Raw genomic sequence first — 26,855 nt, 5'->3', positions numbered from 1 at the left:
TCTCCGATCGATTCCATCGGCTTTCTTCGCTTGTCAGCGCCAACGTCCGCGTTCACAGCAGGATCGGGATCAGCAGGAGGTCAAACGATGGATATTGCGGCAGAAGTGGGAGACGCGTTGCTCAAGGGCGCCTCCGACGCGATCGTTGCGACCGATGTCGAAGGCCGTATCACCTTGTGGAATCCCGGCGCGGTCAGGATGTTCGGCTTCGGCGCCGAGGAGGCGATCGGACAATCGCTCGATTTGATCATTCCGGAGAATCTGCGCGCGCGTCACTGGGCCGGCTTCCGTCACACGATGGCGACTGGGACGAGCCGCTACGGTCAGGGCGATCTGCTGTCGGTGCCGGCGCTGACCAGGCACGGGACGCGCATCTCCGTCGAATTCACCATCGAGATGCTGCACGATGCGGCGCACAAGGTCGCCGGCACCGTCGCGGTGATGCGCGACGTGACCAAGCGTTTCGAGGAGCTCAAGGAGTTGCGGCGCCGCGCCGCGCAGCAGGCCGCGACATCGTCGTAAAGGCTGGGAAGCCATGCCGTCATTGCGAGGAGCTCGCGACAAAATTGCGAAGCAATTTTGCGCTGAAGCGACGAAGCAATCCATCGCTCCGCACCTGCGACGGATGGATAGCTTCGCGGAGCCTGTCATCGGGCGCGCGTTCGCGCGATCCGGTGGCTCGCAGTGACGCGGATAAGGCTACAAGCAAATGCCAGGTTCTCGGTCATCCCCTCCGGAGCCGATCACGGCCGCTGGAGTTACTTTCCCGATCGCAGGCGGGTCTCCGCCAGCGCGGTCACAAGGCCGATGACCAGCATCGAGGCCACGATGTCGGCTTCCGCACCGAAACCAAATGCGATCACCGTCGCTGCGGCTACCGCCGCAAGGATCGCGATGGTCAGCCCTTCGTCGGCGATCAGCTGACGCAACGCCTTCAGGCGCGTGATGCCCCGTTGCATTGCCTGCTCACACGCCGAGCGGATTGCCGCCCGCGGCGATGTTCGAGGCGACCTGACTGGCGTGGTGGCGCGGTTTCGCCACGATCCGGCTGCGCAGGATTCGGTACAGCATCGACAGCAGGAGCCGGCAAAGGCGTGTGGCTGTCTGCGGCAGTGGTGTCATGGCGAAGTCCTCCGGGCATCCGAAGGCTACGCGCTGCCATGAATTTAACAAACGAATAATATTGGCGGTTACTATCGGATTATCCGATATAAGCTAGCTCTGCGGCCCGCCGGGCCGGTGAGACATTCACGCCGGGCGGCCAAAATAATTTATCCTGACGATGTCGTCCTGCGTGTCGCCCGTTCGACTGGGTGTCGGCGATCCAGCCGATCAAGAGGAGTTCTCAAGATGCAATATCTGTTGCTGATCTACCGGAGCGACGCGGAATATGGCCGCATGAGTGCCGACGACCGCAAGGCCCTGTCGGCGGAATATGGCGTCTACACCCAGTCCATCATCCAGAGCGGACACTTCAAGGCGGGTGACGGGCTGCAGCCGGTGTCGACCGCGACCACCGTTCGGGTGCGCGACGGCAAGACGCTGACAACCGACGGGCCGTTTGCGGAAACCCGCGAACAACTCGGCGGCTATTATCTGGTCGATGCCAAGGATCTCGACACGGCGCTCGGCCTCGCGGCGCGGATTCCCGGCGCCAAGACCGGCTCGATCGAAGTCAGGCCGGTGATGATCTACGACAAGTGATGGTTTCGTCGTTCCGGGGCGTGCGAAGCGCGAACCCGGAACCTCGAGATTCCGGGTTCGATGCTTCGCATCGCCCCGGAATGACGGTGAGACCATGACCCCCAGCCAGATCGAAAAAGTGTTTCGCGAAGAGGCGGGCCGGGCGCTCGCAACGCTGATCCGTCTCGTCGGCGATTTCGACCTGGCCGAAGATGCGCTTCAGGATGCTTTTGCCGTGGCGCTGCAGCGCTGGCCGATCGGCGAATTCCCCTCCAATCCGCGTGCCTGGCTGGTCAATGTCGGCCGCAACAAGGCGATCGACCGCGTTCGCCGCGCGGCGACGTTTCGCGGCAAGCAGCAGGAACTGACGCATCAGATCCTGCTCGATGCAGAGTCCTCGCCCGAGCCGGCCGATGCAACGCTCGACGACGACATGCTGCGGCTGATCTTCACCTGCTGCCATCCGTCGTTTGCGGCGGAGGTCCAGGTCGCGCTGACCTTGCGCACGGTGTGCGGGCTGACGACGGTGCAGGTCGCGCGCGCCTTCCTGGTGAGCGAGGACGCCATGGCGCAGCGCCTCTTGCGCGCCAAGCAAAAGATAAAACTCGCCGGCATTCCCTATGAGGTGCCGGAGCGTGAGGCGCTGGAGCCGCGCCTCACCGGCGTGCTCGCGGTGATCTACCTCGTCTTCACCGAAGGCTATGCGGCGACCGCCGGCGAGGATCTGATGCGGCCCGATCTTGCCCGCGAGGCGATCCGGCTGGCGCGGCTGATCGATGCGCTGATACCGGCGCGCGGCGAGATCAAGGGGCTGTTGGCGCTGATGCTGCTGCATGATGCGCGCCGCGCCGGCCGCCAGACCGCCGGCGGCGATATCGTGCTGCTCGAGGAGCAGGACCGTTCGCTGTGGGATTTCCAGCAGATCGCCGAAGGCCTCGAACTGGTCGAGGAGGCGCTGCGGATGCCGGGCCGGCCGCAGTCCTACGCCGTGCAGGCGGCGATCGCCGCGCTGCACGCGCGGGCGCCGAGTTACAAGGACACCGACTGGCCGCAGATCGCCGGTCTTTACGAGGTGCTGCTGCGCATCAGCCCGTCGCCGGTGATCGAGCTCAATCACGCCGCCGCGGTGTCGATGGTCGATGGTCCGGCGCGCGCCCTTGACCTGATCGACGCGCTGGACGCGCGCGGCACTTTGAAGGGATATGACCAGCTGCCCGCGGTGCGCGCCGACCTGCTGCGCCGCCTCGGCCGCAAGGATGAAGCGCGGCAGGCCTATCTCGCCGCAACGGCAGCCACGCAACTCGAACCGCTGCGCCGGCTCTATGCGCGGCGCAGCGCCGAGATGGGGTGACGCACCCCATCTCTTGCGTGGCCAGTGACGGCGCGTCATCCACGATGGTCAGCGCGCCGTGAGGCGTTGAGCGTGCTCAGTACCCTGTCTTTGCCTTGGCGCCGGTGCTCGATTGCCCGGTCGTCGTCCCCTTCGACATGCCGGTCGTGGTGCCGGGTGCCATCTTCTTCTGCGCGTGATGGACCTTCTGGGTCTTGTGATGGGTCGACGACATGGTCTTGCTTTGGGTCGACATAGCGCCAGCGGCTGCCGGAGCGACAATGAGGCCGACGGCGGCGGCTCCTGCGATCAGTGCTTTGAACATGGACGAATCTCCACTCGGACCGCCCCACCTACAAAGACCGCTCATGCCGAAAAGTTCCAACGTGCACGCACACTTGGCCGGTAAATGCACCGCTCCTCGCGACGACGGACGGAGGCGAGCCTAGCTCGGCGCGACCACCGTCGCCGCATCCGGCGGCAGGCTCTCGAGCAGCGCGTGCAGTGTGGCCATGGTGGAACGGTCGGCGATCCCGTCGATGCGCTCCGGGCGGAAGTGGCGCTGGAAGGCGGTGACGACCTCCATGGTCGGGCCGTCGAACTTGCCGTTGGTCGGGATGTTGTAGCCGTAGCGCCGGAACGCGGCCTGCATGTTGGAGACGCTGTCGCTGATCGCACCGAGCTGCAGCGCGTCGCCGCGCACGATCGGCGCCGGCTGCACCCAGTGCCCGACGCCGGAATTGGCCAGCGAGTGCCACGGGAATTTCTCGCCGGGATCCTTCTTGCGCGCCGGTGCCACGTCGGAATGGCCGAGCACGCGATGCGGGACCACCTTGCGGCGAAGCATGATGCCGCGGCACAGCGCGATGACAGCCGCGATCTGGCGCAGCGGAAAATCCGGATAGCCCCAATCGTGGCCGCGATTGACGATCTCGACGCCGATCGAGCAGGAGTTGATGTCGTCATCGCCAGCCCACGCGGACACGCCGGCGTGCCAGGCGCGCTTGCTCTCCGGCACGCACTGCACGATGCGGCCGTCCTCGAGCACGATGTAGTGCGCCGAGACCTCGGTGCCGGCCGTGCACAGCTGGGTGATCGCACCCTCGACGTCGGGCATGCCGGTGTAGTGCAGCACGATCATGTCGGGTTGCCGGCCATTGGCGCGATCGCCGAAGTTCGCCGACGGGATCACGTCGGAGGCGATCGAGGAATCCGGCGTGAACGTCTTCGCGTCCGCCACCCCCTTTGGAACAGGGAGGGCGCGCTGACGCTTCGAATCAGCGTTGCCGGACGAAGACGAACTTGAAGCCATACGAATCACTCAAACCCGAACCAGGAGAAAGCATTTTGACATATGGATAAACAAATAGGCGTTTACTATTCCTTTACCGTGCGGGCCGCGCAATCGACCCCTGCCGGTTCCACGATCCGCATGATGCGCTGCGCCATTGTGCCCGGAGCGGGTCGCGAGGGTATCACTCGAATGCGGATCAAAGCCGCGCGATTCCGCTAACCGATCATCAACGTTTTCTTAACGTTAAGTGCCGTTACTGAGAGGTGAAGTGCCGAACCGGTTTCGGGGGACGGCCAAAGGACGCTGAGCCCCGCTGTTTGCGCGAAATCCCATGGAAACCCTCCCAATTCCGGTCGGATATCAGGATTTGCGGCCGAAAACGGGAGTTGGCGCTGGCGTCACGCAGCGGCTTTTTCACGCGTTTTCGAGCGAAGTGGATACCGGTTCGCGTGAGGAAAACGCGTCAAGACAGGAATCCAGAGCCCCGTTCCGGTCCGATCGGAACGAAGAGGGCTCTGGGCGCAAGGATTCGAGGCGCAATGAGTCGGCGCGCACCCAGCTTGCATGCCAGTTACGCGGCCCCGCCCGGGAGCGGCGCATGAGCGAGCGTGCGCCGCGTCACATTTCGGTGCTGGGCCGCGAGGCGGTCGCGCATCTCGCTCCGCGCGCCGGCGGCATCTATGTCGACGCCACCTTTGGTGCCGGCGGCTACAGCCGGGCGATCCTCGACGTCGCCGATACCCGCGTGATCGGCATCGACCGCGACCGCACCGCGATAACCGGCGGCTTCGATCTGGTCGACGGCGCGGGCGGTCGGCTGACGCTGGACGAGGACCGCTTCTCCAACCTCGCCGAGGTCTGCGCGTCGCACGGGGTGGATAAGGTCGACGGCGTCGTGATGGATGTCGGCGTCTCCTCGATGCAGCTCGACCAGGCCGAACGCGGCTTCTCATTCCGGCTCGGCGGTCCGCTCGACATGCGGATGGCCCAGAGCGGCCCGACCGCGGCCGACGTGGTCGCGACCGCTTCCGAGAAACAACTCGCCGACATCATCTATATCTTCGGCGAGGAGCGGCATTCGCGCGGCGTCGCCCGCGCCATCGTCGCCGCGCGCAAGGACGCGCCGATCACCACGACCGATGCGCTTGCCGATATCGTCGCGAAGGTCGTGCGCGCCAAGCCGAACGAGATCCATCCGGCGACGCGGACCTTTCAGGCGCTGCGCATCTTCGTCAATGAGGAGCTCGATGAACTGCACGAGGCGCTCGCAGCGGCCGAGCGCGTGCTGAAGCCGGGCGGCCGGCTCGTCGTGGTTTCGTTCCATTCGCTGGAAGACCGCATCGTCAAGAATTTCCTCAGCCTGCGCGGCAAGGTCTCCGCCGGCTCGCGGCATTTGCCCGAAATGGCGCAAGCGGCGCCGAGCTTTCAGATCCTGACCAAGCGTCCGGTGACGCCTGGTGAGGCCGAGCTTGCCGCCAATCCGCGCGCGCGATCGGCCAAGCTGCGTGCCGCCGAGCGCACCGCGGCGCCGATGCACGCCGACGACGACCTGCCGTCATGGCCGCGGCTGTCCGACCTGAAGCGGGGAGGGTGACGATGCGCCTTCTCCATCTCCTCGTCATCGGCATGCTGATCTTCGCGGCGTCGTATGTCTATCGCATCAAGATGGAATCGACCGCGCGCGTCGAACGCGTGCTGCAGCTCAATGCCGAGATCCGCGAGCAGCGCAATGCGATCGCCGCGTTGCGCGCCGAATGGGCCAAGCTCGATGCGCCGCTCCGGCTGCAGGGCCTCGCCGAGCGCCATCTGCCGCTGAAGCCGGTCAACGCCAACCAGTACGATTCCCTGAAGAACCTGCCGGAGCGGCCGCCGAGCTTCACGCGGCCCGGTTCGCGCGATCCGATCGGCGCGATGATCGACACCATCGAGGCCGCCGCGGCGCCCGACAGCACCACCGGATCGATCGACAAGGCGGCGACCGACCAGCCGGCCGCCGACCAGCCCGCGCTCGACGACTCCGGGCAGGGCGGGGGAGACCAGCAATGACGGGACCAGCCATGACCGATCCGGCACCCGCCAACACGCCGGCCGTGAAACCCGCCGAGCCATGGAACCAGCGGCTGATCCGCACGCTGCTGTATGGCAGCAATGTCGACCGCGCCGCCAAGGCGCGCGCGCGTGTCGGTCTTGCGATCCTCGCTTTCGCCGCGGTCTATTGCGTGCTGGCGGGGAGGCTGGTGCTCTTCGCCGTCGGCGCCGACAGCCACGGCGCGCGCCGCACCGCCTCGCAAGACGCCATCGCGACCGCGCGGCCCGACATCACCGACCGCAACGGCGAAATCCTCGCCACCGACGTCAAGGCGCCGAGCCTGTTCGCCGAACCGCGCCGCCTGATCGACAAGGACGAGGCGATCGAGCTTTTGACCGGAGCCCTGCCCGATCTCGACACCAGCGAGGTGCGCGACCGCCTGTCGTCGCGCAAGGGCTTCGTCTGGCTGAAGCGCGAGATCACGCCGAAGCAGCAGAGCGACATCCATCGCCTCGGCCTTCCCGGCGTCGGCTTCCTGCGGGAGAACAAGCGCGTCTATCCGACCGGCAACGAGGTCGCCCACCTGATCGGCCTGGTCAACATCGACAACCAGGGCATCGCCGGCATGGAGAAGTGGCTGGACAGCAACGGGCTGGCCGATCTGCATCGCGCGGGCTTCGCCACCGACCGGCTGCAGAAGCCGGTGGAACTGTCGGTCGACCTGCGCGTCGAGCACGCGCTGCGCGACGAGCTGCTCAAGGCGAAAGAGAAGTTCAAGGCCAAGGCCGCTTCCGGCCTCGTCTCTAACGTCCGCACCGGCGAGATCGTGGCGATGGTGTCGCTGCCGGATTTCGATCCGAACAATCCGAAGGAGGCGCACGATCCCGATCGCATCAACCGCCTGACCACCGGCGTCTACGAGATGGGCTCGACCTTCAAGGCGTTCACGCTGGCGATGGCGCTGGATAGCGGCCGGTTCGACCTCAACTCGATGTGGGATGCGCGCGGCCCGCTGCACTACGGCAAGTTCGCGATCCATGACGATCACAACATGGGCCGCATGATCAACATGAAGGAGGTGTTCTACTATTCCTCCAACATCGGCGCCGGGCGCATTGCGCTGGCGATGGGCGTCGACGCGCACAAGGCGTTCCTGCGCAAGATGGGCCAGCTCGAGCGGCTGCGCACCGAATTGCCGGAGAGCGCCTCGCCGATCGTGCCGAAGAAATGGGGCGAACTGAACACCGTCACCATCTCGTTCGGTCACGGCATCGCGGTGGCGCCGCTGCAGGCGGTGATGGGCATCGACGCGCTGGTCAATGGCGGCTACCTGATCCCGCCGACCTTCCTGAAGCGCACCGAGCAGGAGGCGATGGCGCTCGCCAAGCGCGTCATCAAGCCCGAGACCTCGGACAAGATGCGCTATCTGATGCGGCTCAATGCCGAGATCGGCACCGCGAAGAAGGCCGACGTCAAGGGCTACTACATCGGCGGCAAGACCGGCACCGCGGAGAAGGTGATCAACGGCCGCTACGCCAAGAAGCGCGTGCTCAACGCATTCACCGCGATCCTGCCCGCCGACAATCCGAAATACCAGCTGCTTATCATGCTCGACGAGCCGCAGCCCCTGAAGGAAACCTACGGGTTCATCACCTCGGGCTGGAATGCGGTGCCGACCGGCGGCAATGTGATCGCCCGAATTGCGCCGCTTTTGGGCGTTGAACCGCGATTCGACCTGCCGCCGTCCGACCGCCTTATTCTTGCGGCATCCAGAACAACCCAGTAAGGCGTATACTCACGCGGCGCCAGAACGGCGCCGGCCAGACTGGAAGATCATGAGACTTCGCGACCTCTTCAGCGATGATGCCACGATCGATCCGAGTGCCTCCTCGCTCATTGTCGGAGGGCTTGCGGTCGACAGCCGCGCGGTGAAGCCGGGCGACCTGTTCTTCGCGCTGGCCGGCAGCAGGACCGACGGTGCGCGCTTCGTCGATGCGGCGATTGCCGCCGGCGCGGTCGCGGTCGCCAGCGACCATCCGCCGCAAGGTCACGCGCGCGCCCCCTTCGTCATCACGCCGAATCCGCGCCGCGCGCTGGCGCTCGCCGCGGCCAAATTCTTTTCCCGCCAGCCGGCGACGATCGCGGCGGTGACCGGCACCAGCGGCAAGACCTCGGTCGCAGCGTTCACGCGCCAGATCTGGCAGCGGCTCGGTCATTCCTCCGCCAGCATCGGCACCATCGGCCTCGTCTCGGACAAGCGCACGGTCTACGGCTCGCTGACCACGCCGGATCCGATCGCGCTGCATCGCCAGCTCGACGAGATCGCGAGCGACGGCGTCACGCATCTGGCGTTCGAGGCGTCCTCGCACGGCCTCGATCAGTATCGTCTCGACGGCGTGCGCATCGCAGCCGGCGGCTTCACCAATCTGTCGCGCGACCACATGGATTATCATCCCGACGTCGCGCATTACCTCAATGCAAAACTCCGGCTGTTCCGCGATCTGGTCGCGCCAGGCGGCGCCGCGGTGGTCTCGGCCGATCATGATTGCTCAGGGCAGGTGATCGATGCGGCGCGCGCGCGCGGCCTGCGCATCATCGCGGTCGGGCGCAACGCCGATGCAGGCGATGGCATCAGGCTCACCGATGCTGTCATCGAAGGCTTTGCACAGAAGCTCCTGATCGAGCACCGCGGACGCAAGCACGCGATCCGGCTGCCGCTGGTCGGCGAATTCCAGATCGAGAATGCGCTGGTCGCGGCCGGGCTTGCGATCGGCACCGGCAGCGCCGCCGACGACGTGTTCGGCTGCCTCGAACATCTCGAAGGCGCCAAGGGCCGGCTGGAATTCGTCGGCGAGCACAATGGCGCGCCGATCTTCGTCGATTACGCCCACAAGCCCGACGCACTCGCCAAGGCGCTGCAGGCGCTGCGGCCCTATGCCAGGCGCAAGCTGGTCGTGATCTTCGGCGCCGGCGGCGACCGCGACGCCGGCAAGCGTCCGATCATGGGCGCGATCGCGGCCGAGAATGCCGATCAGGTCATCGTCACCGACGACAATCCGCGCAGCGAGAAGCCGGAGGCGATCCGCGCCGCGATCATGGCGACGGCGAAGGGCGCGCGCGAGATCGGCGACCGCGCCGCGGCGATCCGCGCCGGCATTGCCGGCCTCGCGCCGGGCGATGCGCTGGTCGTTGCCGGCAAGGGCCACGAGGTCGGGCAGATCGTCGGCAACACGACGCTGCCGTTCAGCGATCATGAGGCGGTCGCCAGTGCACTGGCTGCGGAGGGCGCATGAGCACGATGTTGTGGACCTCGGATGCGATGGCGACGGCGATGCGCGCCGCCACGCAAGGCGCGCTGCCGGACGGCGTCAGCGGTCTCTCGATCGACAGCCGCACCATCGCGCCCGGCGAGGCGTATTTCGCGATCAAGGGCGACGTCCATGACGGCCATGCCTTCGTCGAGGCGGCGCTGAAGGCCGGCGCCGGGCTCGCGGTGGTCGAGACCGCGCAACGGGCAAAGTTTCCCGCTGATGCGCCGCTGCTGGTGGTCGACGACGTGCTCGCCGGTCTTGTCGAGCTCGCGCATGCCTCGCGCGCGCGGCTCAACGCGCAGATCGTCGCGGTAACCGGCTCGGTCGGCAAGACCTCGACCAAAGAGGCGCTGCGCCGCGTGCTGTCGGCGCAGGGCGAGACCCATGCGTCGGTGGCGTCGTTCAACAATCACTGGGGCGTGCCGCTGTCGCTGGCGCGCTGCCCGGCCAGCACGCGCTTTGCGGTGTTCGAGATCGGCATGAACCATGCCGGCGAGATCACGCCGCTGGTGAAGATGGTGCGCCCGCACGTCGCAATCATCACCACGATCGAGCCGGTGCATCTGGAATTCTTCGCCGGCATCGAGGCGATCGCCGACGCCAAGGCGGAGATCTTCGCAGGGCTCGAGCCCGATGGCGCGGTCGTGCTCAACCGCGACAACGGGCAATTCGCGCGGCTGCAAAAGCAGGCCAAGCAGGCCGGCATCTCGCGCATCGTCTCGTTCGGCGCCGACAAGCGTGCCGAGGCGCGGCTGCTCGACCTGTCGCTGCACGCGACCTGCTCGGCGGTGCATGCGGATATTCTGGATCACGACATCACCTACAAGATCGGCATGCCCGGCCGGCACATGGCGATGAACTCGCTCGCGGTGCTTGCCGGCGCCTCGCTACTCGGCGCCGATATCGCGCGCGCGGCGCTGTCGCTGTCGCAGCTCGAGGCGCCGACCGGCCGCGGCCTCCGCCGCACCCTCGAGGTCGGCCATGGCGAGGCGATGCTGATCGACGAGAGCTACAACGCTAACCCGGCCTCGATGGGGGCCGCGCTGAACGTGCTCGGCCAGGCCCAGACCGGGCCGCATGGCCGGCGCATCGCGGTGCTCGGCGACATGCTCGAGCTCGGGCCGACCGGGCCCGAACTGCACCGCGGCCTCAACGAGGCCGTGACCGCCAACCGCATCGACCTCGTATATTGTTGTGGTCCGCTGATGCGGAATCTGTGGGATGCCCTTTCCACCGGCAAGCGGGGAGGCTATGCCGAGAGCTCGGCGGCGCTCGAAGCGCAGGCGGTCGCCGCGGTCCGTGCCGGTGACGTGATCATGGTGAAGGGCTCGCTGGGATCGAAGATGAAGCTGATTGTCAGCGCGCTGGAAAAACGCTTCCCCGACAAGGCCGCGCACGAAGAAGCGGTATAGGACTCCTCGAATGTTCTACTGGTTGATCGAACTGTCCAACACCGTTCCGGGGTTTGGGGCGTTCCGCAGCGCTTTGAACGTGTTCCGCTACATCACCTTCCGCACCGGCGGCGCGATGGTGACCGGCGCATTGTTCGTGTTCCTGTTCGGGCCCTGGATCATCGATCATCTGCGGCTGCGGCAGGGCAAGGGCCAGCCGATCCGCACCGATGGTCCGCAGTCGCATCTGATCTCCAAGAAGGGCACGCCCACCATGGGCGGGTTGATGATCCTGTCCGGGCTCGTGGTGTCGACGCTGCTCTGGGCCAACCCGCTCAATCCCTATGTCTGGATCGTGCTGGCGGTGACGCTCGGCTTCGGCTTCGTCGGCTTCTATGACGATTATTTGAAGGTCACAAAGCAGTCGCACAGCGGCTTCGCCGGCAAGCTGCGGCTGCTGATCGAGGCCGCGATCGGGCTTGCCGCCACCTACGCGCTGGTCCGGCTCGGGCGCGACGTGTCGTCGACCTCGCTCGTGATTCCGTTCTTCAAGGACCTCGTGATCAATTTCGGCTGGTTCTTCGTGATCTTCGGCGCCTTCGTGATGGTCGGCGCCGGCAATGCGGTGAATCTCACCGACGGTCTCGACGGTCTTGCCATCGTGCCCGTGATGATTGCCGCCGCAAGCTTCGGCATGATCTCGTACCTGACCGGCAACGCGGTGTTCTCGGATTACCTGCAGATCAATTACGTCGCCGGCACCGGCGAACTGGCAGTGCTGTGCGGCGCGGTGCTCGGCGCAGGCCTCGGCTTCCTCTGGTTCAACGCGCCGCCGGCCTCGATCTTCATGGGCGACACCGGTTCGCTGGCGCTCGGCGGCATGCTTGGCGCGACGGCGGTTGCGGTGAAGCACGAGATCGTGCTCGCCGTGATCGGCGGCCTGTTCGTGCTGGAGGCGGTCTCGGTCATCGTCCAGGTCACCTCGTTCAAGCTCACCGGCAAGCGCGTGTTCCGGATGGCGCCGCTGCACCATCATTTCGAGCAGAAGGGCTGGACCGAGCCACAGATCGTGATCCGGTTCTGGATCATCTCGGTGATGCTGGCGCTCGCCGGCCTGTCGACGCTGAAGCTGCGCTGATGGCTTCGCATCCCATTGACTGTCATTCCGGGGCTCGCGCAGCGAGAACCCGGAATCTCGAGATTCCGGATAACCGCTGCGCGGTTTCCGGAATGACAGGGAGATAGACATGATCCCGGTCACCTCCTTCTCCGGCAAGACGGTCGCGGTGTTCGGGCTCGGCGGCTCCGGGCTCGCGAGTTGCCAGGCGCTGAAGGCCGGCGGCGCCGAGGTGATCGCCGCCGACGACAATGCCGACAACGTCGTCAAGGCGGCGCAGGCCGGCTTCACCACCGCCGATCTGCGCAGCGTGTCATGGGCGAATTTCGCCGCGCTGATCCTGACCCCCGGCGCGCCGCTGACCCATCCGGCGCCGCACTGGAGCGTGCTGAAGGCGCGCGAGGCGGGGTGCGAGGTGATCGGCGATGTCGAACTATTCTGCCGCGAGCGGCGCCGTCATGCGCCGAACGCGCCGTTCGTCGCCATCACAGGCACCAACGGCAAATCGACCACCACGGCGCTGATCGCGCATCTGATTGATGTCGCCGGCTACGACACCCAGATGGGCGGCAATATCGGCACCGCGATCCTGTCGCTCGAGCCGCCGCGCATGGGCCGCGTCCATGTGATCGAGATGTCGTCCTACCAGATCGACCTCGCACCGTCGCTCGATCCGTCGGTCGGCATCCTGATCAACATCAGCGAGGATCACATCGATCGCCACGGCACGCTCGAGCATTACGCCGCGGTGAAGGAGCGGCTGGTCGCCGGCGTACAGGCCGGCGGCACCGCGATAACAGGCGTCGACGACATCTGGTGCCGCAACATCGCCGACCGGCTCGATCGCGCCGGCAAGCGCGTGGTGCGCATCTCGGTGAAGAACCCGCTGCCCGACGGTCTCTATGTCGAGCACGAGACGATCGTGCGTGCCTCGGGCGCGGCGCGCAGCGAGATCGCGCGGCTGGGCGGCATCGGCTCGCTGCGCGGCCTGCACAATGCGCAGAACGCCGCCTGCGCCTCGGCCTGCGCGCTGGCGATGGGGATCGCGACCGACGTCTTGCAGAACGGCCTGCGCAGCTTCCCGGGTCTCGCGCATCGCATGGAGCAGGTCGGCCGCCGCGGCAACGTGCTGTTCGTCAACGACTCCAAGGGCACCAACGCGGATGCGGCCGCGCATGCGCTGTCGTCGTTCGCCGACATCTATTGGATCGCCGGCGGCAAGCCGAAGGCCGGCGGCATCACCAGCCTGACCGAATATTTCCCGCGCATCCGCAAGGCCTATCTGATCGGCGAGGCGGCGGCCGACTTCTCCGGCACGCTGGGCGAGCGCGTCCCGCACGACATGTCCGGCACGCTCGACGTCGCGATCGCCAGCGCCGCGCGCGATGCCGAGGCGTCGGGGCTCGCGGAAGCCGTCGTGCTGCTGTCGCCGGCCTGCGCCTCGTTCGACCAGTACCGCAATTTCGAAATCCGCGGTGCCGCCTTCCGCGACATCGTGCAGGCGCTGCCCGGCGTCAAGCCGGTGGTGTGACGACACGTAGGGCGGATTGGCACAGCGTAATCCGCCGTTCGGTGCCGGGCGATGACACCGAGATGAAGTACGCAGTGACGGTGCGTCGTATCGCGCGAGAACGATCCTCATCGTCGTCCTGGCTTTCGCCAGGACGACGTCGGGATGGGGGCTCAACCACCTCCCTCAAAAGTTACCCATCCCGTTAACCCCTTGGAAACCATCCTGCGCCACGAATGGACGTTATCTCTGCCATCTGGGGACGCCCATGCTCGCCCGTGACCAACGCACCCCGTTCTCGGACTGGTGGTGGACCGTCGACAAGCTGCTGCTTGTGGCGATCGCCGCGTTGATGCTGGCCGGCGTCATCCTGTCGCTGGCGGCGAGCCCGCCGGTGGCGACCCGGATCGGGCTCGATCCGTTCCACTTCTTCAACCGCCACGTCATGTTCCTGGTGCCGTCGCTGATGGTGCTGATCGGCGTCTCGTTCATGACGCCGCGGCAGATCCGGCGCACCGCGCTGATCGTGTTCGCGGTCTCGATCGCGCTGATCGTGCTGACGCTGCTGCTCGGCCCCGAGGTCAAGGGCTCGCGGCGCTGGATAACGCTGCTCGGCGTCAACATCCAGGCCTCCGAAGCCGCAAAACCCTCTTTCGTCATCGTCGCGGCCTGGCTGTTTGCGGAATCGACCAAGCGGCCGGAGATGCCGGCGACCTCGATGGCGCTGGTGCTGTTGCTGACGCTGGTCACGCTGCTGGTGATGGAGCCCGACTTCGGTCAGACCATGCTGATCCTCACCGTGTGGGGCGCGCTGTTCTTCATCGCGGGCATGCGGATGATCTGGGTGTTCGGGCTCGCCGGCGCGGCGGGCGCGGGCCTGTTCGGCGCCTATCTGCTGGTGCCGCACGTCGCCGGCCGCATCAAGCGCTTCATGAATCCCGCCTCCGGCGACACCTTCCAGGTCGACACCGCGATGGAGGCGTTCTGGAACGGCGGCTGGTTCGGCTTGGGGCCCGGCGAGGGCATCGCCAAGCGCAGCCTGCCGGACAGCCACACCGACTTCGTGTTCGCGGTCGCGGCGGAGGAGTTCGGCATCATCCTCTGCCTGATGCTGGTCGCGCTGTTCGGTTTCATCGTGATCCGTACGCTGACCCGCGCCTATGCCACCGAGGACATGTTCTCGCGCTTCGCAGCCTCGGGGCTTGCGATCCTGTTCGGCGTGCAGGCGACCATCAACATGGCGGTCAACCTGCAACTGATCCCGGCCAAGGGCATGACGCTGCCGTTCATCTCCTACGGCGGTTCCTCGTTCGTGTCGCTCGCCTATGGCGTCGGCATGATGCTGGCGCTCACGCGGCAGCGGCCGCGCACCGAGATCGAATCGATGGAAGGCGCCAGCGCTCAGCGCGCCTACGCGTAGGTGAACCCTTGTTGTCATTGCGAGGAGCGAAGCGACAAAGCAATCCATCCCTCCGTTCTGCGGGGCGATGGATTGCTTCGCTTCGCTCGCAGTGACGATGTAAAAGGCGGCCATGGACAATGCGCCCCTGATTCTGCTGGCGGCCGGTGGCACCGGCGGCCATCTGTTCCCGGCAGAAGCGCTCGCCGTGGAATTGATCAGGCGCGGCCTGCGGGTCCGGCTCGCCACCGACGGCCGCGCGCTGCGCTATTCCGGCCTGTTCGGCCGGGAGAGCATCGACCTCGTGCCGAGCGCGACCGTGCGCAGTCGCAACCCGATCTCGCTGGCGCGGACCGCGCTGATGCTCGGCTATGGCACGCTGGTCGCCACCAGTCTGGTGCGGCGGCTGAAGCCCGCGGCCGTGGTCGGCTTCGGCGGCTACCCGACCTTGCCACCGCTGATGGCGGCGCGGCTGCTCGGCGTTCCCGGCATCATCCATGACGCCAATGCGGTGCTCGGCCGCGCCAACCGTTTCCTGTCCGGCCGCGTCAACGCGATCGCGACCTCGCTGCCCGGCGTGCTCGATCGCGATCCCGCGCTGGCCGGCAAGGCCACCACGGTCGGCACACCGATGCGGCCGGCGATCCTTGCGGCCGCTGCGGTGAAATACACGCCGCCCGAGGCGAACGGGCCGCTGCGCCTGCTCGTCGTCGGCGGCAGCCAGGGCGCGCGGGTGATGAGCGATATCGTGCCGCCGGCGATCGAGCAGCTCGCGCCCGCGCTGTGGAGCCGCCTGATCATCACCCAGCAGGTGCGCGAAGAAGACATGGATCGGGTGCGCGCCGTCTACGACCGGCTCAAGATCAACGCCGAGCTCGCGCCGTTCTTCGCCGACCTGCCGGCGCGCCTCGCCTCGAGCCAGCTCGTGATCTCGCGCTCCGGCGCCGGCACGGTGGCCGAACTCGCCGCGATCGGCCGGCCCTCGATCCTGGTGCCGCTGCCCGGCGCGATCGATCAGGACCAGTTTGCCAATGCCGGCGTGCTGTCGCAGGCGAGCGGCGCGCTGCGCATGGCGCAGAGCGACTTCACGTCCGAGCGGCTGGCCGCTGACATTTCGGCCTTCGCCGCCGAGCCCGCGAAACTGACCACGATGGCGGAAGCCGCGCGTGGCGTCGGCCGGCTCGATGCCGCCGAGCGGCTGGCCGATCTGGTTGCGAAAGTGGCCGGAATTTAGGCCGCTTTCGAGGAATTTCGGCCGTGGGACGCCATGGCCGGGCTTGTCCCGGCCATATCAGTCTTTCATAAGTCGGAGAATTGCCGGGGTGAGTCCGGAGACGATGAAGGTGTTAGCATCATGAGACTGCCGCGCGAGATCGGACCCATTCACTTCGTCGGGATCGGCGGCATCGGCATGAGCGGCATCGCCGAAGTGCTGATCAATCTCGGCTACACCGTGCAGGGTTCCGATGCTTCGGACAATTACAACCTCGACCGCTTGCGCAAGAAGGGCGCCAAGGTCTCAGTCGGCCACGCCGCCGAGAATGTCGATGGCGCCGATGTCGTCGTGGTCTCGACCGCGATCAAGCGCGACAATCCCGAGCTGATGGCGGCGCGCGCGCGGCGCATTCCGGTGGTGCGGCGCGCCGAGATGCTGGCGGAGCTGATGCGGCTGAAGAGCTGCGTCGCGATCGCCGGCACCCATGGCAAGACCACCACGACCACGATGGTGGCGACCCTGCTCGACGCCGGCGGGCTCGATCCGACCGTGATCAATGGCGGCATCATCAACGCCTATGGCTCCAACGCGCGGCTCGGTGCCGGCGACTGGATGGTGGTCGAAGCCGACGAGAGCGACGGCACCTTCCTGAAGCTGCCGTCCGATGTCGTCATCGTCACCAATATCGACCCCGAGCATCTCGATCACTTCAAGACCTTCGAGGCGATCCAGGACGCGTTCCGCAATTTCGTCGAGAACGTCCCGTTCTACGGCTTTGCCGTGATGTGCACCGATCACCCCGTGGTGCAAACTCTTGTCGGCAAGATCGAAGACCGCCGCATCATCACCTACGGCCAGAACCCGCAGGCCGATGCGCAGCTCAAGGATCTGACGCCGATGGGGGGCGGCTCGAAATTCTCGGTCGCGATCCGCGATCGCAAGTCTGGCGCGGTCCACGAGATCGCCGATATCATGCTGCCGATGCCGGGGCGCCACAACGCATCGAATGCGACGGCCGCGATCGCGGTCGCGCACGAGCTTGGCGTGTCCGACGACGTCATCCGCCAGGCCATGGCCGGCTTCGGCGGCGTCAAGCGGCGCTTCACCAAGACCGGCGAGACCAACGGCATCACCGTGATCGACGATTACGGTCATCATCCGGTCGAGATCGCCGCGGTGCTGAAGGCGGCGCGGGAATCCGTCAACGGCAAGATCGTCGCCGTGGTGCAGCCGCATCGCTACACCCGCCTGCAATCGCTGTTCGAGGAATTCTGCACCTGCTTCAACGACGCCGATGCGGTCGTGGTCGCCGAGGTCTATCCGGCCGGCGAGGCGCCGATCGCCGGCGTCGACCGTGATCATTTCGCCGCCGGCCTGCGCGCCCACGGCCATCGCAATGTGGTGCCGCTGCCGAACGCGGGCGAGCTCGCGAAGATCGTGCACGGCCTTGCCAAGCCCGGCGACCTCGTCGTCTGCCTCGGCGCCGGCAACATCACGCAATGGGCCTACGCGCTGCCCGGCGAATTGAAGGCGTTGGGGTGATCGTGACCTTCCCCGACATCACGCCCGACCTGAAAGCCGCGATGCCGGAGCTGCGCGGGCGGCTGCTGGCGAACCAGTCGCTGGCCGAGTTGACCTGGTTTCGCGTCGGCGGCCCGGCACAGGTGTTGTTCACGCCGGCAGATGAAGATGACCTCGCCTATTTCCTGAAGCGGCTGCCGCAGGAATTGCCGGTCTATGTCGTCGGCGTCGGCTCCAATCTGATCGTGCGCGATGGCGGCATGCCCGGCGTCGTGATCCGGCTCGCGCCGCGCGCGTTCGGAGAGACCAGCGCGGCCGGCGATGTCGTCACCGCCGGCGCTGCGGCGCTCGACAAGCGCGTCGCCGAGACGGCTGCGTCTGCTGACATCGGCGGCATGGAATTCTTCTTCGGCATTCCCGGCACGGTCGGCGGCGCGCTGCGCATGAATGCCGGCGCCAACGGCGGCGAGACCAAGGACGTGCTGATCGAGGCCACCGGCATCGGCCGCGACGGAACGAAGCATACGTTCGACAATGCCGACATGAAGTTCGTCTACCGCAACAGCGGCGCCGATCCGTCCATCGTCTTCACCTCGGCGCGCTTCCGCGGCACGATCACCGATGCTGAGGCGATCCGCGCCCGCATGAACGAGGTGCAGAGCCATCGCGAGACCGCGCAGCCGATCCGCGAGAAGACCGGCGGCTCGACCTTCAAGAATCCGCCCGGCAACAGCGCCTGGAAGCTGATCGATGCCGCCGGCTGTCGCGGCCTCAAAATAGGCGGCGCGCAGGTGTCTGAGATGCACTGCAATTTCCTGATCAACACCGGCAACGCTACCGGGCACGACATCGAGACGCTCGGCGAGACGGTGCGTGAACGGGTCAAGCAAAGCAGCGGAATTGAGCTACACTGGGAAATCAAGCGGATCGGGAATTCATCGTAGTCGTCATTCCGGGGCGATGCGCAGCATCGAACCCGGAATCTCGAGAGTCCGGTCTGGTGCTTCGGACCATCCCGGAATGACGGAAGCAGCGAAGACAGGCAAAGAAGATGCAGGTGACCATTCTGTTCGGCGGCACCAACAAGGAGCGGCTGGTCTCGGTGGCGAGCACGCAGGCGCTGCACCGCGCGCTGCCCGACGCGGATCTCTGGTTCTGGGATGTCGACGACACCGTGCACGCGGTGACGTCGGAAAAACTGCTCGGCCACACGCGTCCGTTCGAGGTCGACTTCAAACCCGACGGTCGCGGCATCGCACTTGACCAGGCGCTCGACAAGGCGAGCGCCGAGCAGCGTGTGCTGGTGTTCGGTTTGCACGGCGGCCGCGCCGAGAATGGCGAGTTGCAGGCGATGTGCGAGATGCGCGGCGTCGCGTTCACCGGCTCCGGCTCGGCATCGTCGCATCTGGCGTTCGACAAGCCGTCGGCCAAGCGCTTCGCCGCGATCGCGGGCCTCAACGCGCCGCAGGGCATCAATGTCGAACAGATCGATGACGCCTTTGCGAAACACGGCAAGCTGATCGCAAAACCGGCCAAGGACGGATCGAGCTACGGGCTGATCTTCGTCAACGCGAAGCAGGATCTCGTCGCGGTCCGCAATGCCGCGAAGCATGAAGAGTATCTGATCGAGCCGTTCGTATCGGGCGTGGAGGCGACCTGCGGCGTGCTCGAGCAGTCCGACGGCTCCGTGTTCGCGCTGCCGCCGATCGAGATCGTGCCGGGGGAGGGAACCTTCGACTACACAGCCAAATACCTTTTGAAGTCGACCCAGGAGATTTGTCCTGGCCGCTTCGCGCCCGAGGTCAGCGCCGCGATCATGGACCATGCGCTGCGGGCGCACCGCGCGCTGTCCTGCACCGGCTACTCGCGCAGCGATTTCATCGTCTCGGCCAATGGCCCGGTCTATCTCGAGACCAACACTCTGCCGGGGCTCACCGCGGCATCACTGTACCCTAAGGCCTTGAAAGCACAGGGTATCGCCTTTTCCGACTTCCTCACCGACCAGATCGAGCTGGCCCGCCGCCGCGTCCGAAGTTAATGCCCGGCCGGGGGGAACCCGCCCTGGTCGGCCGGATGGAACCCGGGCGCTGTTGCTAAAATGCTAACGAGTTCGCGGCAAAGTACTCACAGCGTTGATCAAAACACGCTCCAGGCCGAAGTCATTTACCCTTTGTTTACCAGGAAGCCCGAAGGTTAACGCTGGCGGCGCATGTAGCGCTTGGCTGCCGGGGCGTGAGCTGTCGCGGATTACCGCTTCGAGGATCGCAACCAGGGAACAGGGGGCCACTCTAATCCCACCGGTCTAGCCGAGACGTGATTTGTGCCGGGACCCGCGGGGTTTGCGGGCGCAACATGTGACGAGCTCGTGCAATGGATGGTGCAGGACGCCTCACCCGATCGCTGCGATCGCTGGGGCCTCAAGCTGACCTGAGAGCAGCCGCTATCGGAGCGGCGGTGCTGCTGCGCGAGTATGTCGGCGCCCATCTCGCACCCCGCAGGCGGCGTCCCGCCAAGCGGCCGCAAGTCATCATCGATCGCGAGCCGCCGATCCGCTACATCCTGATGGTCGAACGCTATCTGCCGCGCCGCATCGGGCTGGTCGCGACGCTCGCGATCCTGTTCGGCAGCCTGGGCCTTGGCATCGTCAAGGGTGGTCATGTCGAGGAATTCACCACCGCGCTCAGCGATGCCCGCAACGCGCTTGCCAATACCGCCGGCTTCCGCATCACCACCGTCGGCATCAACGGCCGCAAGCAGCTAAGCCAGGACGAGGTGCTCGCGATCGGCGGCGTCAACGGCCGCTCCTCGCTGCTGTTCCTCGACGCCGACACCGTGCGCGCCAAGCTGAAGGCCAATCCCTGGATCGCGGATGCCACGATCCTGAAGCTCTATCCGGGCCGGCTGCAGATCGACATCGTCGAGCGCACCGCCTTCGCGCTGTGGCAGCAGAACGGCCGCCTGTCGGTGATCGCTTCCGACGGCGCGGTGCTCGAGCCCTACGTCTCGCGCCGCTTCCTCAATCTGCCGCTCGTGGTCGGCAAGGGCGCCGACGTCAGGGCCCACGACTTCCTGGCGCTGCTCGACCGTTATCCGCAGGTCCGTTCGGTGACCAAGGCGGCGATCTTCGTCGGCGAGCGGCGCTGGAACCTGCGCCTCAAGGACGGTCTCGACGTCCGCCTGCCGGAGAACGACGTCGGCAACGCGCTCGCTGCGCTCTCCAGGCTCGACAAGGACGAGAAGCTGTTCTCGCGCGACATTGTCGCCGTCGACATGCGGCTGCCCGATCGGCTTATCGTGCAATTGTCGGAGGACGCCGGCAAGGCGCGCGACGAACTGTTCAAGGACAAGAAGTCCAAGAAGAAGGCCGGTGACTCCGCATGACCGGCCTCGATCGCAACCTGACCCCGAAGACCCGCCCGATGCAGAAGCGCACCGCGATGGTGGCTTCGCTCGATGTCGGCTCCAGCAAGATCGCCTGCATGATCGCGCGGCTGAGGCCATCGCCGCCGAACGAGGCGCTGCGTGGACGCACCCATGCGGTCGAATTGATCGGCTACAGCCAGATCCAGTCGCGCGGCGTCAAGGCCGGCTCCGTGGTCGATCTCGCCGAATGCGAGAAGGCGGTGCGCCACGCGGTGGCGTTGGCCGAGCGCATGGCCAAGGTCCGTGTCGAATCCGTCCTGCTGTCGGTCTCCGGCGGCCGGCAGCACGGCCAGCTGGTCGAGGCCGCGGCCGATATCCGCGGCGGCTCGGTGACCTCGGACGATATCAGCCGCGTCACGTCCGCCGGCATGCGCCACGCCGCCGGCGCGGGCCGCACCGTGCTGCACGCGCTGCCGGTCGGCTACGCACTCGACGGCGTCAAGGGCATCCGCGATCCCCGAGGCATGGTGGCGCGCCAGTTCGGCGTCGACATGAACGTGGTGACGTCGGACGCGACGGTTGCCAAGAACCTGATGTTGGTGGTCGAGCGCTGCCATCTCAACGTCGAAGCCATGGCGTCGAGCCCCTATGTCGCGGGCCTCTCGGTGCTGACCGATGACGAGGCCGATCTCGGCGCTGCCGTCGTCGAGATGGGCGCGGGATCGACCACGATCGCGACATACTCCGGCGGACGTCTCGTGCACGCATCCGGATTTGCGCTGGGCGGACAACACATCACGATGGACCTTGCGCGCGGCATCGGCGCGTGCATTGCGGATGCCGAGCGAATCAAGACTTTATACGGCACGGTGCTGACCGGCGGTTCGGACTCGCGCGAGCTGATGTCCGTTCCCACTGCAGGCGATGATCGGGAGACACCGCAAATCGTGTCCCGCGCCACGATTGCGAACATTGTCCGGCATCGCGCCGAGGAGATTTTCGAAATGGTCCGTGACCGGCTCGCGGATTCCCCCTTTGCGGCAGAGCCGAGGGCGCGCGTCGTGCTGAGCGGCGGCGCCTCGCAGCTCACCGGCACCGTCGAGCTTGCCACCCGCATCCTGAACCGTCAGGTCCGCATCGGCCGTCCGCTCGGCTTCGGCCGGCTGCCGAACGAGGCGAAGGGCGCCTCATTCTCGGTGCCGACGGGCCTCCTGGTCTATCCGCAATACGCACATCTTGAACATGTCGAACCGCGGCGCACGCGGCAGCTCAGGACAGGGACAGACGGTTACTTCGGAAAGGTCGGACGATGGCTTCGCGAGGGCTTCTGATGACCGCACCCCGGCTCACTGCATTTTCACCAGCTCCGGCGGCCAGCGGCCGGGACGAACCAACGCGCGCATAATCGAGAGAGGCAACCATGGCACTCAATCTGACACCCCCTGACATCAGCGAGCTGAAACCGCGGATCACCGTCTTCGGCGTCGGCGGCGCGGGTGGTAATGCCGTCAACAACATGATCACCGCCGGGTTGCAGGGCGTCGACTTCGTCGTCGCCAACACCGACGCGCAGGCGCTGACCATGTCGAAGGCGCAGCGCATCGTGCAGATGGGCACCCAGGTCACCCAGGGCCTCGGCGCCGGTTCGCAGCCCGACGTCGGCGCTGCGGCCGCGCAGGAGGTGATGGACGAGCTGCGCGATCACCTCACCGGCGCCAACATGGTGTTCGTCACCGCCGGCATGGGCGGCGGCACAGGCACCGGTGCTGCACCCGTGATCGCCAAGGCCGCGCGCGAGATGGGAATCCTCACCGTCGGCGTGGTGACCAAGCCGTTCCACTTCGAAGGTCAGCGCCGGATGCGCACCGCCGAGCACGGCATCGCCGAGCTGCACAAGGTGGTCGACACGCTGCTGATCATTCCGAACCAGAACCTGTTCCGGGTCGCCAACGAGAAGACCACCTTCGCCGACGCCTTCGCGATGGCCGACCAGGTGCTGTACTCGGGCGTCGCCTGCATCACCGACCTGATGGTCAAGGAAGGTCTGATCAACCTAGACTTCGCCGACGTGCGCGCCGTGATGCGCGAAATGGGCAAGGCGATGATGGGCACCGGCGAAGCCACCGGCGAGAAGCGCGCGCTGACCGCCGCGGAAGCCGCGATCGCCAACCCGCTGATCGACGACAGCTCGATGAAGGGCGCCCGCGGCCTCTTGATCTCGATCACGGGCGGCAAGGACCTGACCCTGTTCGAGGTCGACGAAGCTGCCACCCGCATCCGCGAAGAAGTCGACGCCGACGCCAACATCATCGTCGGCGCCACCTTCGACGAATCGCTCGACGGCGTCATTCGCGTCTCGGTGGTCGCAACTGGTATCGAGCAGGCCGCGATCGCCTCCCGAGCCCAGGCTCCCGCCGCGCAGCAGTCGGGCGGTTCGCCGGAAAGCCGGCTGGCCGATCTGACCGCCCGCTTGCGTGCCGACAATCAGCGCATGGCCGAGCGTGCCCAGAAGCTGGAACCGCCGACCGGCGTGACGGTCGCCCCGATTGCGGCTCCGGCCGGCCAGCAGCAGCGTCCGGCCGTCGAGCGCGCCGCGCTCGCGGCGATCGCCGCCGCGGTTGCTCCCGACAGCGCGCCGGCCGCCCAGGCGCCGATGCAGCCGGCCTCCTACGGTGACGTCACCGTGCGGCCGATTGCCCAGAAGCCCTCGCTGTTCCCGGACCACGAGGCCGCCCGGGCCGAGCAGCATGAGCCGATGCCGCCCGAGACCTTCATCCCGCAGGCGGCGGAACGGTCGCCGGTCCGTGCTCCGCGGATGCCGAAGTTCGAGGATCTGCCGATGCCGGCGCAGGCCGAAATCCGCCAGGCCAGCGGTGACGGCGAACCGGAACACCCGCAGAAGACCCGCCTGTCGCTGCTGCAGCGGTTGGCCAATGTCGGCCTCGGCCGCCGCGACGAGGAGACCGAGCCGCCGATCGCGGCCCGTTCCTCCGGTCCGGCCATGCCGACGATGCCGCCACTGCCCGAGCGCAAGCCGGCCCGCAGCGTCGCCCAGCAGATTTCGGCGAACGAATCGCCGGTATCCGAATATGCAAAGCGCCCTGCGCCGCAGGGTCTGGACGCTCATGGCCGCCAGGCACCTGTTGCCCCAGCGCCACAGGGCGACGACCATCTTGATATCCCGGCCTTCCTGCGCCGGCAGGCAAACTGAAGTTTGTTACAATCTTGGCCACGAAGAAGGCCTCGGCGGGGAACCGCCGGGGCCTTTTCCTTGTCGCGGGCCGGCGATCGCGCCGGATGAACAAGCAACTGATTTTAAATGATTAATTATTCTTTCGGTGGTCAGATGGCGCGTTGCCGAGGACCGCTTTCGCTGCCGTAGTTTGGTTTACCTTGGGCGTGAATGCGGCGGAGATGGGGTAACAATCGGTAAAGAAGCGTGAGTTGGCGCGGTTTAGGGCCGTGACTATGGTCTGCCGTGACTTGGGGAGCTCAAGCGAGTCGGCCTTGGGGAAATTGGCCACTTGAATTGAGTGAAGTCGGGTAGTGGGCATTATCGAATGAAGTTCAGCCGTCAAACAACGCTTCGGTCGCAAGCCACCGTGACTGGCGTAGGCGTTCATTCCGGTCTTCCTGTCAGTCTCACCCTGGGACCTGCACCTGTTGATGCGGGTTTTATTTTTGTCCGCACCGGTCTCGACGGTTCCGACCGTGAAGTCGTGGCCACCGCCGATGCGGTGATCGCGACCGAGTTCGCGACGGTGCTGGGTGACCGCGAAGGGCCGCTGGTTTCCACCGCCGAGCACGTGCTCGCGGCGCTGCGCGGCATGGGCGTCGACAACGCCACCATCGAAGTCGACGGCGCCGAAGTTCCGATCATGGACGGCAGCGCTGCGGCGTTCGTCGCGGCGATCGATCAGGCCGGCATTGTGACCCAGCCCGGCGTCCGCCGCTTCATCCAGGTTTTGAAGCCGGTGCAGGTCAAGATCGGCGAATCGGTTGGCGAGCTGCGTCCGTTCGCCGGCGGGTTCCGCACCGAAGTCGAGATCGATTTCACCAACCAGGTGATTGGTCGCCAGACCTTCACCTTCGATCTGTCGCCGGAAGGTTTCCGCCGCGAGGTTGCCCGTGCCCGCACGTTCGGCTGCATGAGCGACGTGGCGCGGCTGTGGGGTGCAGGCTTCGCGCTCGGCGCGTCCTTCGACAACACCGTGGTGTTCGACGAGGCCCGTCTGCTCAACGCCGAGGGCCTGCGCTACGCCGACGAATGCGCCCGCCACAAGGTGCTCGACGTGATCGGCGATCTGGCGCTGGCCGGCCTGCCGCTGCTCGGCAGCTACCGTTCGGTACGGGGCGGCCACAAGCTCAACAACGCGGTGCTGAAGGCGCTGCTCGCCGACCGCAGCGCCTGGCGGGTGGTCGAATCGGAGACGGCTCGGCGGCCGGCCCGTGGCCATGTCGAAGCCGGTGCAGGCACCGTGGGCGGCCTCGTCGCCCCGGCCTATGGCCCGGACGTGTCCTGATCGCCCAAGTCCTGATCGCCTGGCCGGTCGGGCCCAATTTCCGTAATAACCACAGCAGGCTGTGAGCTTCGCCGGGTCGCCTTATTCCCGGCGGAATGGCTCCGTATTCGGTTGGTCCACGGTCATTTTTCGGCTAAGCAGGTCTGCGGTTGCGAGTAACGGCAGTCAAGGCACTGGAAATATTGCATCCATGACCGCGGTTCATGGGTGGAGTGGGGTCGCCGTTAACCGCATCAAAGGCGTCAGGTTCTAAAATCCATGTCGGCAATGCGTATGGCGCTCGAATCACGCAATTCTTCTGACGTCTCCGGCCTGACCAAGGCCGCGCGCACGCTGCGTTTTGCGGCGGGGCTGATCGTGCTGGCCATGCCGCTCAGCGGCTGCGGCACCGGCGCGCTGTGGGACAAGTTCATGGCCAAGGACGACACGTTCGTCGATGAGCCCGCGGACAAGCTCTACAATGAGGGCTTGTACATGATGAACGAGAAGAAGGACCTGAAGGCCGCCTCGAAGAAGTTCGAGGAAGTCGACCGTCAGCATCCCTATTCCGACTGGGCGCGCAAGTCGCTCTTGATGTCGGCCTATTCGTTCTACCAGGCGGGCGACTACGACAGCTGCATTGGCTCTGCCACCCGCTACGTCACGCTGCATCCCGGCAGCCCGGACGCGTCCTACGCCCAGTACCTGATCGCGGCATCGCATTTCGACCAGATCCCGGACATCTCGCGCGACCAGAGCCGCACCGAGAAGGCGATCGCGGCGCTCGAAGAGGTGGTCCGCAAATATCCGACCTCGGAATACGCCACCCAGGCCAAGTCCAAGATCCAGGCTGCGCGAGACCAACTCGCCGGCAAGGAAATGGCGGTCGGGCGCTATTACATGGGCAAGCGCGACTTCACCGCCGCGATCAACCGCTTCAAGACCGTGGTCACGCAGTACCAGACCACGCGCCATGTCGAGGAGGCGCTGTACCGCCTCACCGAGGCCTACATGGCGATCGGCATCGCCGGCGAGGCGCAGACCGCGGCCGCGGTGCTGGGCCACAATTTTCCAGACAGCCGCTGGTACAAGGACGCATATAATCTAGTAAAGTCCGGCGGTCTCGAGCCGAGCGAGAATCAGGGATCCTGGATCAGCAGGACCTTCAAGAAGATAGGTCTCGGCTAGG

24 protein-coding genes and 1 pseudogene are annotated in these 26,855 nt (G+C 66.2%); 21 read left to right on the top strand and 4 right to left on the bottom strand.

Going from position 1 to position 26,855, the window contains the following annotated elements; translation table 11 throughout:
* Nucleotides 1–87: 87 nt before the first annotated feature.
* The gene (locus tag ACVMIH_RS16940; RefSeq protein WP_456782092.1) at nt 88–522 is read left to right on the top strand and encodes a PAS domain S-box protein; all 435 of its coding nucleotides are present in this window, start codon (nt 88–90) and stop codon (nt 520–522) included.
* Between the two features lie 236 nt (nt 523–758).
* Here the strand turns inward: ACVMIH_RS16940 and ACVMIH_RS16935 are convergent, their stop codons facing one another.
* Both ACVMIH_RS16935 and ACVMIH_RS16930 read right to left on the bottom strand, forming a co-directional pair.
* Nucleotides 759–959, bottom strand: coding sequence for a hypothetical protein (locus tag ACVMIH_RS16935; RefSeq protein ID WP_057014987.1), 201 nt, complete (start codon nt 957–959; stop codon nt 759–761).
* A 7-nt stretch (nt 960–966) separates the two neighbouring features.
* A complete protein-coding gene (locus ACVMIH_RS16930; protein WP_456782091.1) occupies nt 967–1,122 on the bottom strand; it encodes a hypothetical protein in 156 nt (51 codons plus the stop codon).
* Nucleotides 1,123–1,350: 228 nt separating this feature from the next.
* On the opposite strand from ACVMIH_RS16930, the gene ACVMIH_RS16925 reads away from it, so the two are divergent.
* Nucleotides 1,351–1,704 (top strand): YciI family protein, encoded by a 354-nt coding sequence (locus ACVMIH_RS16925; protein ID WP_168859070.1) that lies wholly within the window; start codon nt 1,351–1,353, stop codon nt 1,702–1,704.
* 94 nt (nt 1,705–1,798) lie between these two features.
* Entirely contained in the window at nt 1,799–3,034 is a 1,236-nt protein-coding gene (locus tag ACVMIH_RS16920) for an RNA polymerase sigma factor (RefSeq protein WP_456862549.1), read from the top strand.
* Between the two features lie 76 nt (nt 3,035–3,110).
* On the opposite strand, the gene ACVMIH_RS16915 is transcribed toward ACVMIH_RS16920, so the two are convergent.
* Together ACVMIH_RS16915 and ACVMIH_RS16910 are read right to left on the bottom strand one after the other, a co-directional pair.
* Nucleotides 3,111–3,338 carry a hypothetical protein gene (locus tag ACVMIH_RS16915; protein ID WP_016840052.1) on the bottom strand — a complete coding sequence of 76 codons (228 nt, stop codon included), beginning with the start codon at nt 3,336–3,338 and terminating at the stop codon, nt 3,111–3,113.
* Nucleotides 3,339–3,458: 120 nt separating this feature from the next.
* Nucleotides 3,459–4,325, bottom strand: a complete 867-nt coding sequence (locus ACVMIH_RS16910) for an N-acetylmuramoyl-L-alanine amidase (RefSeq protein WP_456862547.1) — start codon at nt 4,323–4,325, stop codon at nt 3,459–3,461.
* 580 nt (nt 4,326–4,905) lie between these two features.
* Here ACVMIH_RS16910 and rsmH point away from each other — a divergent pair.
* The 18 genes and pseudogenes from rsmH to ACVMIH_RS16820 all read left to right on the top strand — a co-directional run bounded on the left by rsmH (nt 4,906) and on the right by ACVMIH_RS16820 (nt 26,854).
* On the top strand, nt 4,906–5,901 hold the full coding sequence (gene rsmH, locus ACVMIH_RS16905) for a 16S rRNA (cytosine(1402)-N(4))-methyltransferase RsmH (RefSeq protein WP_456862545.1): 996 nt from the start codon (nt 4,906–4,908) through the stop codon (nt 5,899–5,901).
* Between the two features lie 2 nt (nt 5,902–5,903).
* Entirely contained in the window at nt 5,904–6,353 is a 450-nt protein-coding gene (gene ftsL, locus ACVMIH_RS16900; RefSeq protein WP_057014992.1) for a cell division protein FtsL, read from the top strand.
* An 11-nt stretch (nt 6,354–6,364) separates the two neighbouring features.
* Nucleotides 6,365–8,122 carry a peptidoglycan D,D-transpeptidase FtsI family protein gene (locus ACVMIH_RS16895; protein WP_050385389.1) on the top strand — a complete coding sequence of 586 codons (1,758 nt, stop codon included), beginning with the start codon at nt 6,365–6,367 and terminating at the stop codon, nt 8,120–8,122.
* 49 nt (nt 8,123–8,171) lie between these two features.
* A complete protein-coding gene (locus ACVMIH_RS16890) occupies nt 8,172–9,629 on the top strand; it encodes a UDP-N-acetylmuramoyl-L-alanyl-D-glutamate--2,6-diaminopimelate ligase (protein ID WP_456862543.1) in 1,458 nt (485 codons plus the stop codon).
* Nucleotides 9,626–11,059, top strand: a complete 1,434-nt coding sequence (locus ACVMIH_RS16885) for a UDP-N-acetylmuramoylalanyl-D-glutamyl-2,6-diaminopimelate--D-alanyl-D-alanine ligase (protein WP_057014995.1) — start codon at nt 9,626–9,628, stop codon at nt 11,057–11,059. Before ACVMIH_RS16890 ends, ACVMIH_RS16885 begins: the two co-directional genes overlap by 4 nt.
* A 10-nt stretch (nt 11,060–11,069) precedes the next feature.
* Nucleotides 11,070–12,176 (top strand): phospho-N-acetylmuramoyl-pentapeptide-transferase, encoded by a 1,107-nt coding sequence (gene mraY, locus ACVMIH_RS16880; RefSeq protein WP_016846578.1) that lies wholly within the window; start codon nt 11,070–11,072, stop codon nt 12,174–12,176.
* A gap of 109 nt (nt 12,177–12,285) precedes the next feature.
* Complete coding sequence (gene murD, locus ACVMIH_RS16875) at nt 12,286–13,686, top strand: UDP-N-acetylmuramoyl-L-alanine--D-glutamate ligase (protein WP_456862542.1); 1,401 nt, start codon at nt 12,286–12,288, stop codon at nt 13,684–13,686.
* 247 nt (nt 13,687–13,933) lie between these two features.
* Nucleotides 13,934–15,085, top strand: a complete 1,152-nt coding sequence (gene ftsW, locus ACVMIH_RS16870; RefSeq protein ID WP_057014997.1) for a putative lipid II flippase FtsW — start codon at nt 13,934–13,936, stop codon at nt 15,083–15,085.
* 112 nt (nt 15,086–15,197) lie between these two features.
* Nucleotides 15,198–16,298, top strand: a complete 1,101-nt coding sequence (gene murG / locus ACVMIH_RS16865; protein ID WP_456862541.1) for an undecaprenyldiphospho-muramoylpentapeptide beta-N-acetylglucosaminyltransferase — start codon at nt 15,198–15,200, stop codon at nt 16,296–16,298.
* 120 nt (nt 16,299–16,418) lie between these two features.
* Complete coding sequence (gene murC, locus ACVMIH_RS16860) at nt 16,419–17,822, top strand: UDP-N-acetylmuramate--L-alanine ligase (protein WP_229192360.1); 1,404 nt, start codon at nt 16,419–16,421, stop codon at nt 17,820–17,822.
* Nucleotides 17,823–17,824: 2 nt separating this feature from the next.
* A complete protein-coding gene (gene murB, locus ACVMIH_RS16855) occupies nt 17,825–18,745 on the top strand; it encodes a UDP-N-acetylmuramate dehydrogenase (protein WP_057015103.1) in 921 nt (306 codons plus the stop codon).
* Between the two features lie 107 nt (nt 18,746–18,852).
* On the top strand, nt 18,853–19,839 hold the full coding sequence (locus ACVMIH_RS16850; RefSeq protein WP_057015000.1) for a D-alanine--D-alanine ligase family protein: 987 nt from the start codon (nt 18,853–18,855) through the stop codon (nt 19,837–19,839).
* Between the two features lie 98 nt (nt 19,840–19,937).
* Nucleotides 19,938–20,232: pseudogene (locus ACVMIH_RS16845) on the top strand (D-alanine--D-alanine ligase); the annotation flags it as partial.
* On the top strand, nt 20,172–21,182 hold the full coding sequence (locus ACVMIH_RS16840; protein ID WP_456862538.1) for a cell division protein FtsQ/DivIB: 1,011 nt from the start codon (nt 20,172–20,174) through the stop codon (nt 21,180–21,182). The pseudogene ACVMIH_RS16845 and the gene ACVMIH_RS16840, both read left to right, overlap by 61 nt.
* Nucleotides 21,179–22,495 (top strand): cell division protein FtsA, encoded by a 1,317-nt coding sequence (gene ftsA, locus ACVMIH_RS16835; RefSeq protein WP_028332543.1) that lies wholly within the window; start codon nt 21,179–21,181, stop codon nt 22,493–22,495. The genes ACVMIH_RS16840 and ftsA overlap by 4 nt, the downstream gene beginning before the upstream one ends.
* A gap of 89 nt (nt 22,496–22,584) precedes the next feature.
* Nucleotides 22,585–24,375, top strand: coding sequence for a cell division protein FtsZ (gene ftsZ, locus ACVMIH_RS16830; RefSeq protein WP_057015002.1), 1,791 nt, complete (start codon nt 22,585–22,587; stop codon nt 24,373–24,375).
* Nucleotides 24,376–24,724: 349 nt separating this feature from the next.
* On the top strand, nt 24,725–25,687 hold the full coding sequence (gene lpxC, locus ACVMIH_RS16825) for a UDP-3-O-acyl-N-acetylglucosamine deacetylase (RefSeq protein WP_076824136.1): 963 nt from the start codon (nt 24,725–24,727) through the stop codon (nt 25,685–25,687).
* 258 nt (nt 25,688–25,945) lie between these two features.
* Entirely contained in the window at nt 25,946–26,854 is a 909-nt protein-coding gene (locus ACVMIH_RS16820; protein WP_028332540.1) for an outer membrane protein assembly factor BamD, read from the top strand.
* Nucleotide 26,855 lies beyond the last annotated feature (1 nt).

The sequence above is a fragment of the Bradyrhizobium sp. USDA 4503 genome (assembly GCF_054055815.1).
This window is presented reverse-complemented; position numbering and strand designations above follow the sequence as displayed.

Coding starts and splice junctions, on each gene's coding strand:
- ACVMIH_RS16940 (WP_456782092.1), top strand. CDS start 88: ATGGATATTGCGGCAGAAGTGGGAGACGCGTTGCTCAAGGGCGCCTCC.
- ACVMIH_RS16935 (WP_057014987.1), bottom strand. CDS start 959: ATGCAACGGGGCATCACGCGCCTGAAGGCGTTGCGTCAGCTGATCGCC.
- ACVMIH_RS16930 (WP_456782091.1), bottom strand. CDS start 1,122: ATGACACCACTGCCGCAGACAGCCACACGCCTTTGCCGGCTCCTGCTG.
- ACVMIH_RS16925 (WP_168859070.1), top strand. CDS start 1,351: ATGCAATATCTGTTGCTGATCTACCGGAGCGACGCGGAATATGGCCGC.
- ACVMIH_RS16920 (WP_456862549.1), top strand. CDS start 1,799: ATGACCCCCAGCCAGATCGAAAAAGTGTTTCGCGAAGAGGCGGGCCGG.
- ACVMIH_RS16915 (WP_016840052.1), bottom strand. CDS start 3,338: ATGTTCAAAGCACTGATCGCAGGAGCCGCCGCCGTCGGCCTCATTGTC.
- ACVMIH_RS16910 (WP_456862547.1), bottom strand. CDS start 4,325: ATGGCTTCAAGTTCGTCTTCGTCCGGCAACGCTGATTCGAAGCGTCAG.
- rsmH (WP_456862545.1), top strand. CDS start 4,906: ATGAGCGAGCGTGCGCCGCGTCACATTTCGGTGCTGGGCCGCGAGGCG.
- ftsL (WP_057014992.1), top strand. CDS start 5,904: ATGCGCCTTCTCCATCTCCTCGTCATCGGCATGCTGATCTTCGCGGCG.
- ACVMIH_RS16895 (WP_050385389.1), top strand. CDS start 6,365: ATGACCGATCCGGCACCCGCCAACACGCCGGCCGTGAAACCCGCCGAG.
- ACVMIH_RS16890 (WP_456862543.1), top strand. CDS start 8,172: ATGAGACTTCGCGACCTCTTCAGCGATGATGCCACGATCGATCCGAGT.
- ACVMIH_RS16885 (WP_057014995.1), top strand. CDS start 9,626: ATGAGCACGATGTTGTGGACCTCGGATGCGATGGCGACGGCGATGCGC.
- mraY (WP_016846578.1), top strand. CDS start 11,070: ATGTTCTACTGGTTGATCGAACTGTCCAACACCGTTCCGGGGTTTGGG.
- murD (WP_456862542.1), top strand. CDS start 12,286: ATGATCCCGGTCACCTCCTTCTCCGGCAAGACGGTCGCGGTGTTCGGG.
- ftsW (WP_057014997.1), top strand. CDS start 13,934: ATGCTCGCCCGTGACCAACGCACCCCGTTCTCGGACTGGTGGTGGACC.
- murG (WP_456862541.1), top strand. CDS start 15,198: ATGGACAATGCGCCCCTGATTCTGCTGGCGGCCGGTGGCACCGGCGGC.
- murC (WP_229192360.1), top strand. CDS start 16,419: ATGAGACTGCCGCGCGAGATCGGACCCATTCACTTCGTCGGGATCGGC.
- ACVMIH_RS16850 (WP_057015000.1), top strand. CDS start 18,853: ATGCAGGTGACCATTCTGTTCGGCGGCACCAACAAGGAGCGGCTGGTC.
- ACVMIH_RS16840 (WP_456862538.1), top strand. CDS start 20,172: ATGGATGGTGCAGGACGCCTCACCCGATCGCTGCGATCGCTGGGGCCT.
- ftsA (WP_028332543.1), top strand. CDS start 21,179: ATGACCGGCCTCGATCGCAACCTGACCCCGAAGACCCGCCCGATGCAG.
- ftsZ (WP_057015002.1), top strand. CDS start 22,585: ATGGCACTCAATCTGACACCCCCTGACATCAGCGAGCTGAAACCGCGG.
- lpxC (WP_076824136.1), top strand. CDS start 24,725: ATGAAGTTCAGCCGTCAAACAACGCTTCGGTCGCAAGCCACCGTGACT.
- ACVMIH_RS16820 (WP_028332540.1), top strand. CDS start 25,946: ATGTCGGCAATGCGTATGGCGCTCGAATCACGCAATTCTTCTGACGTC.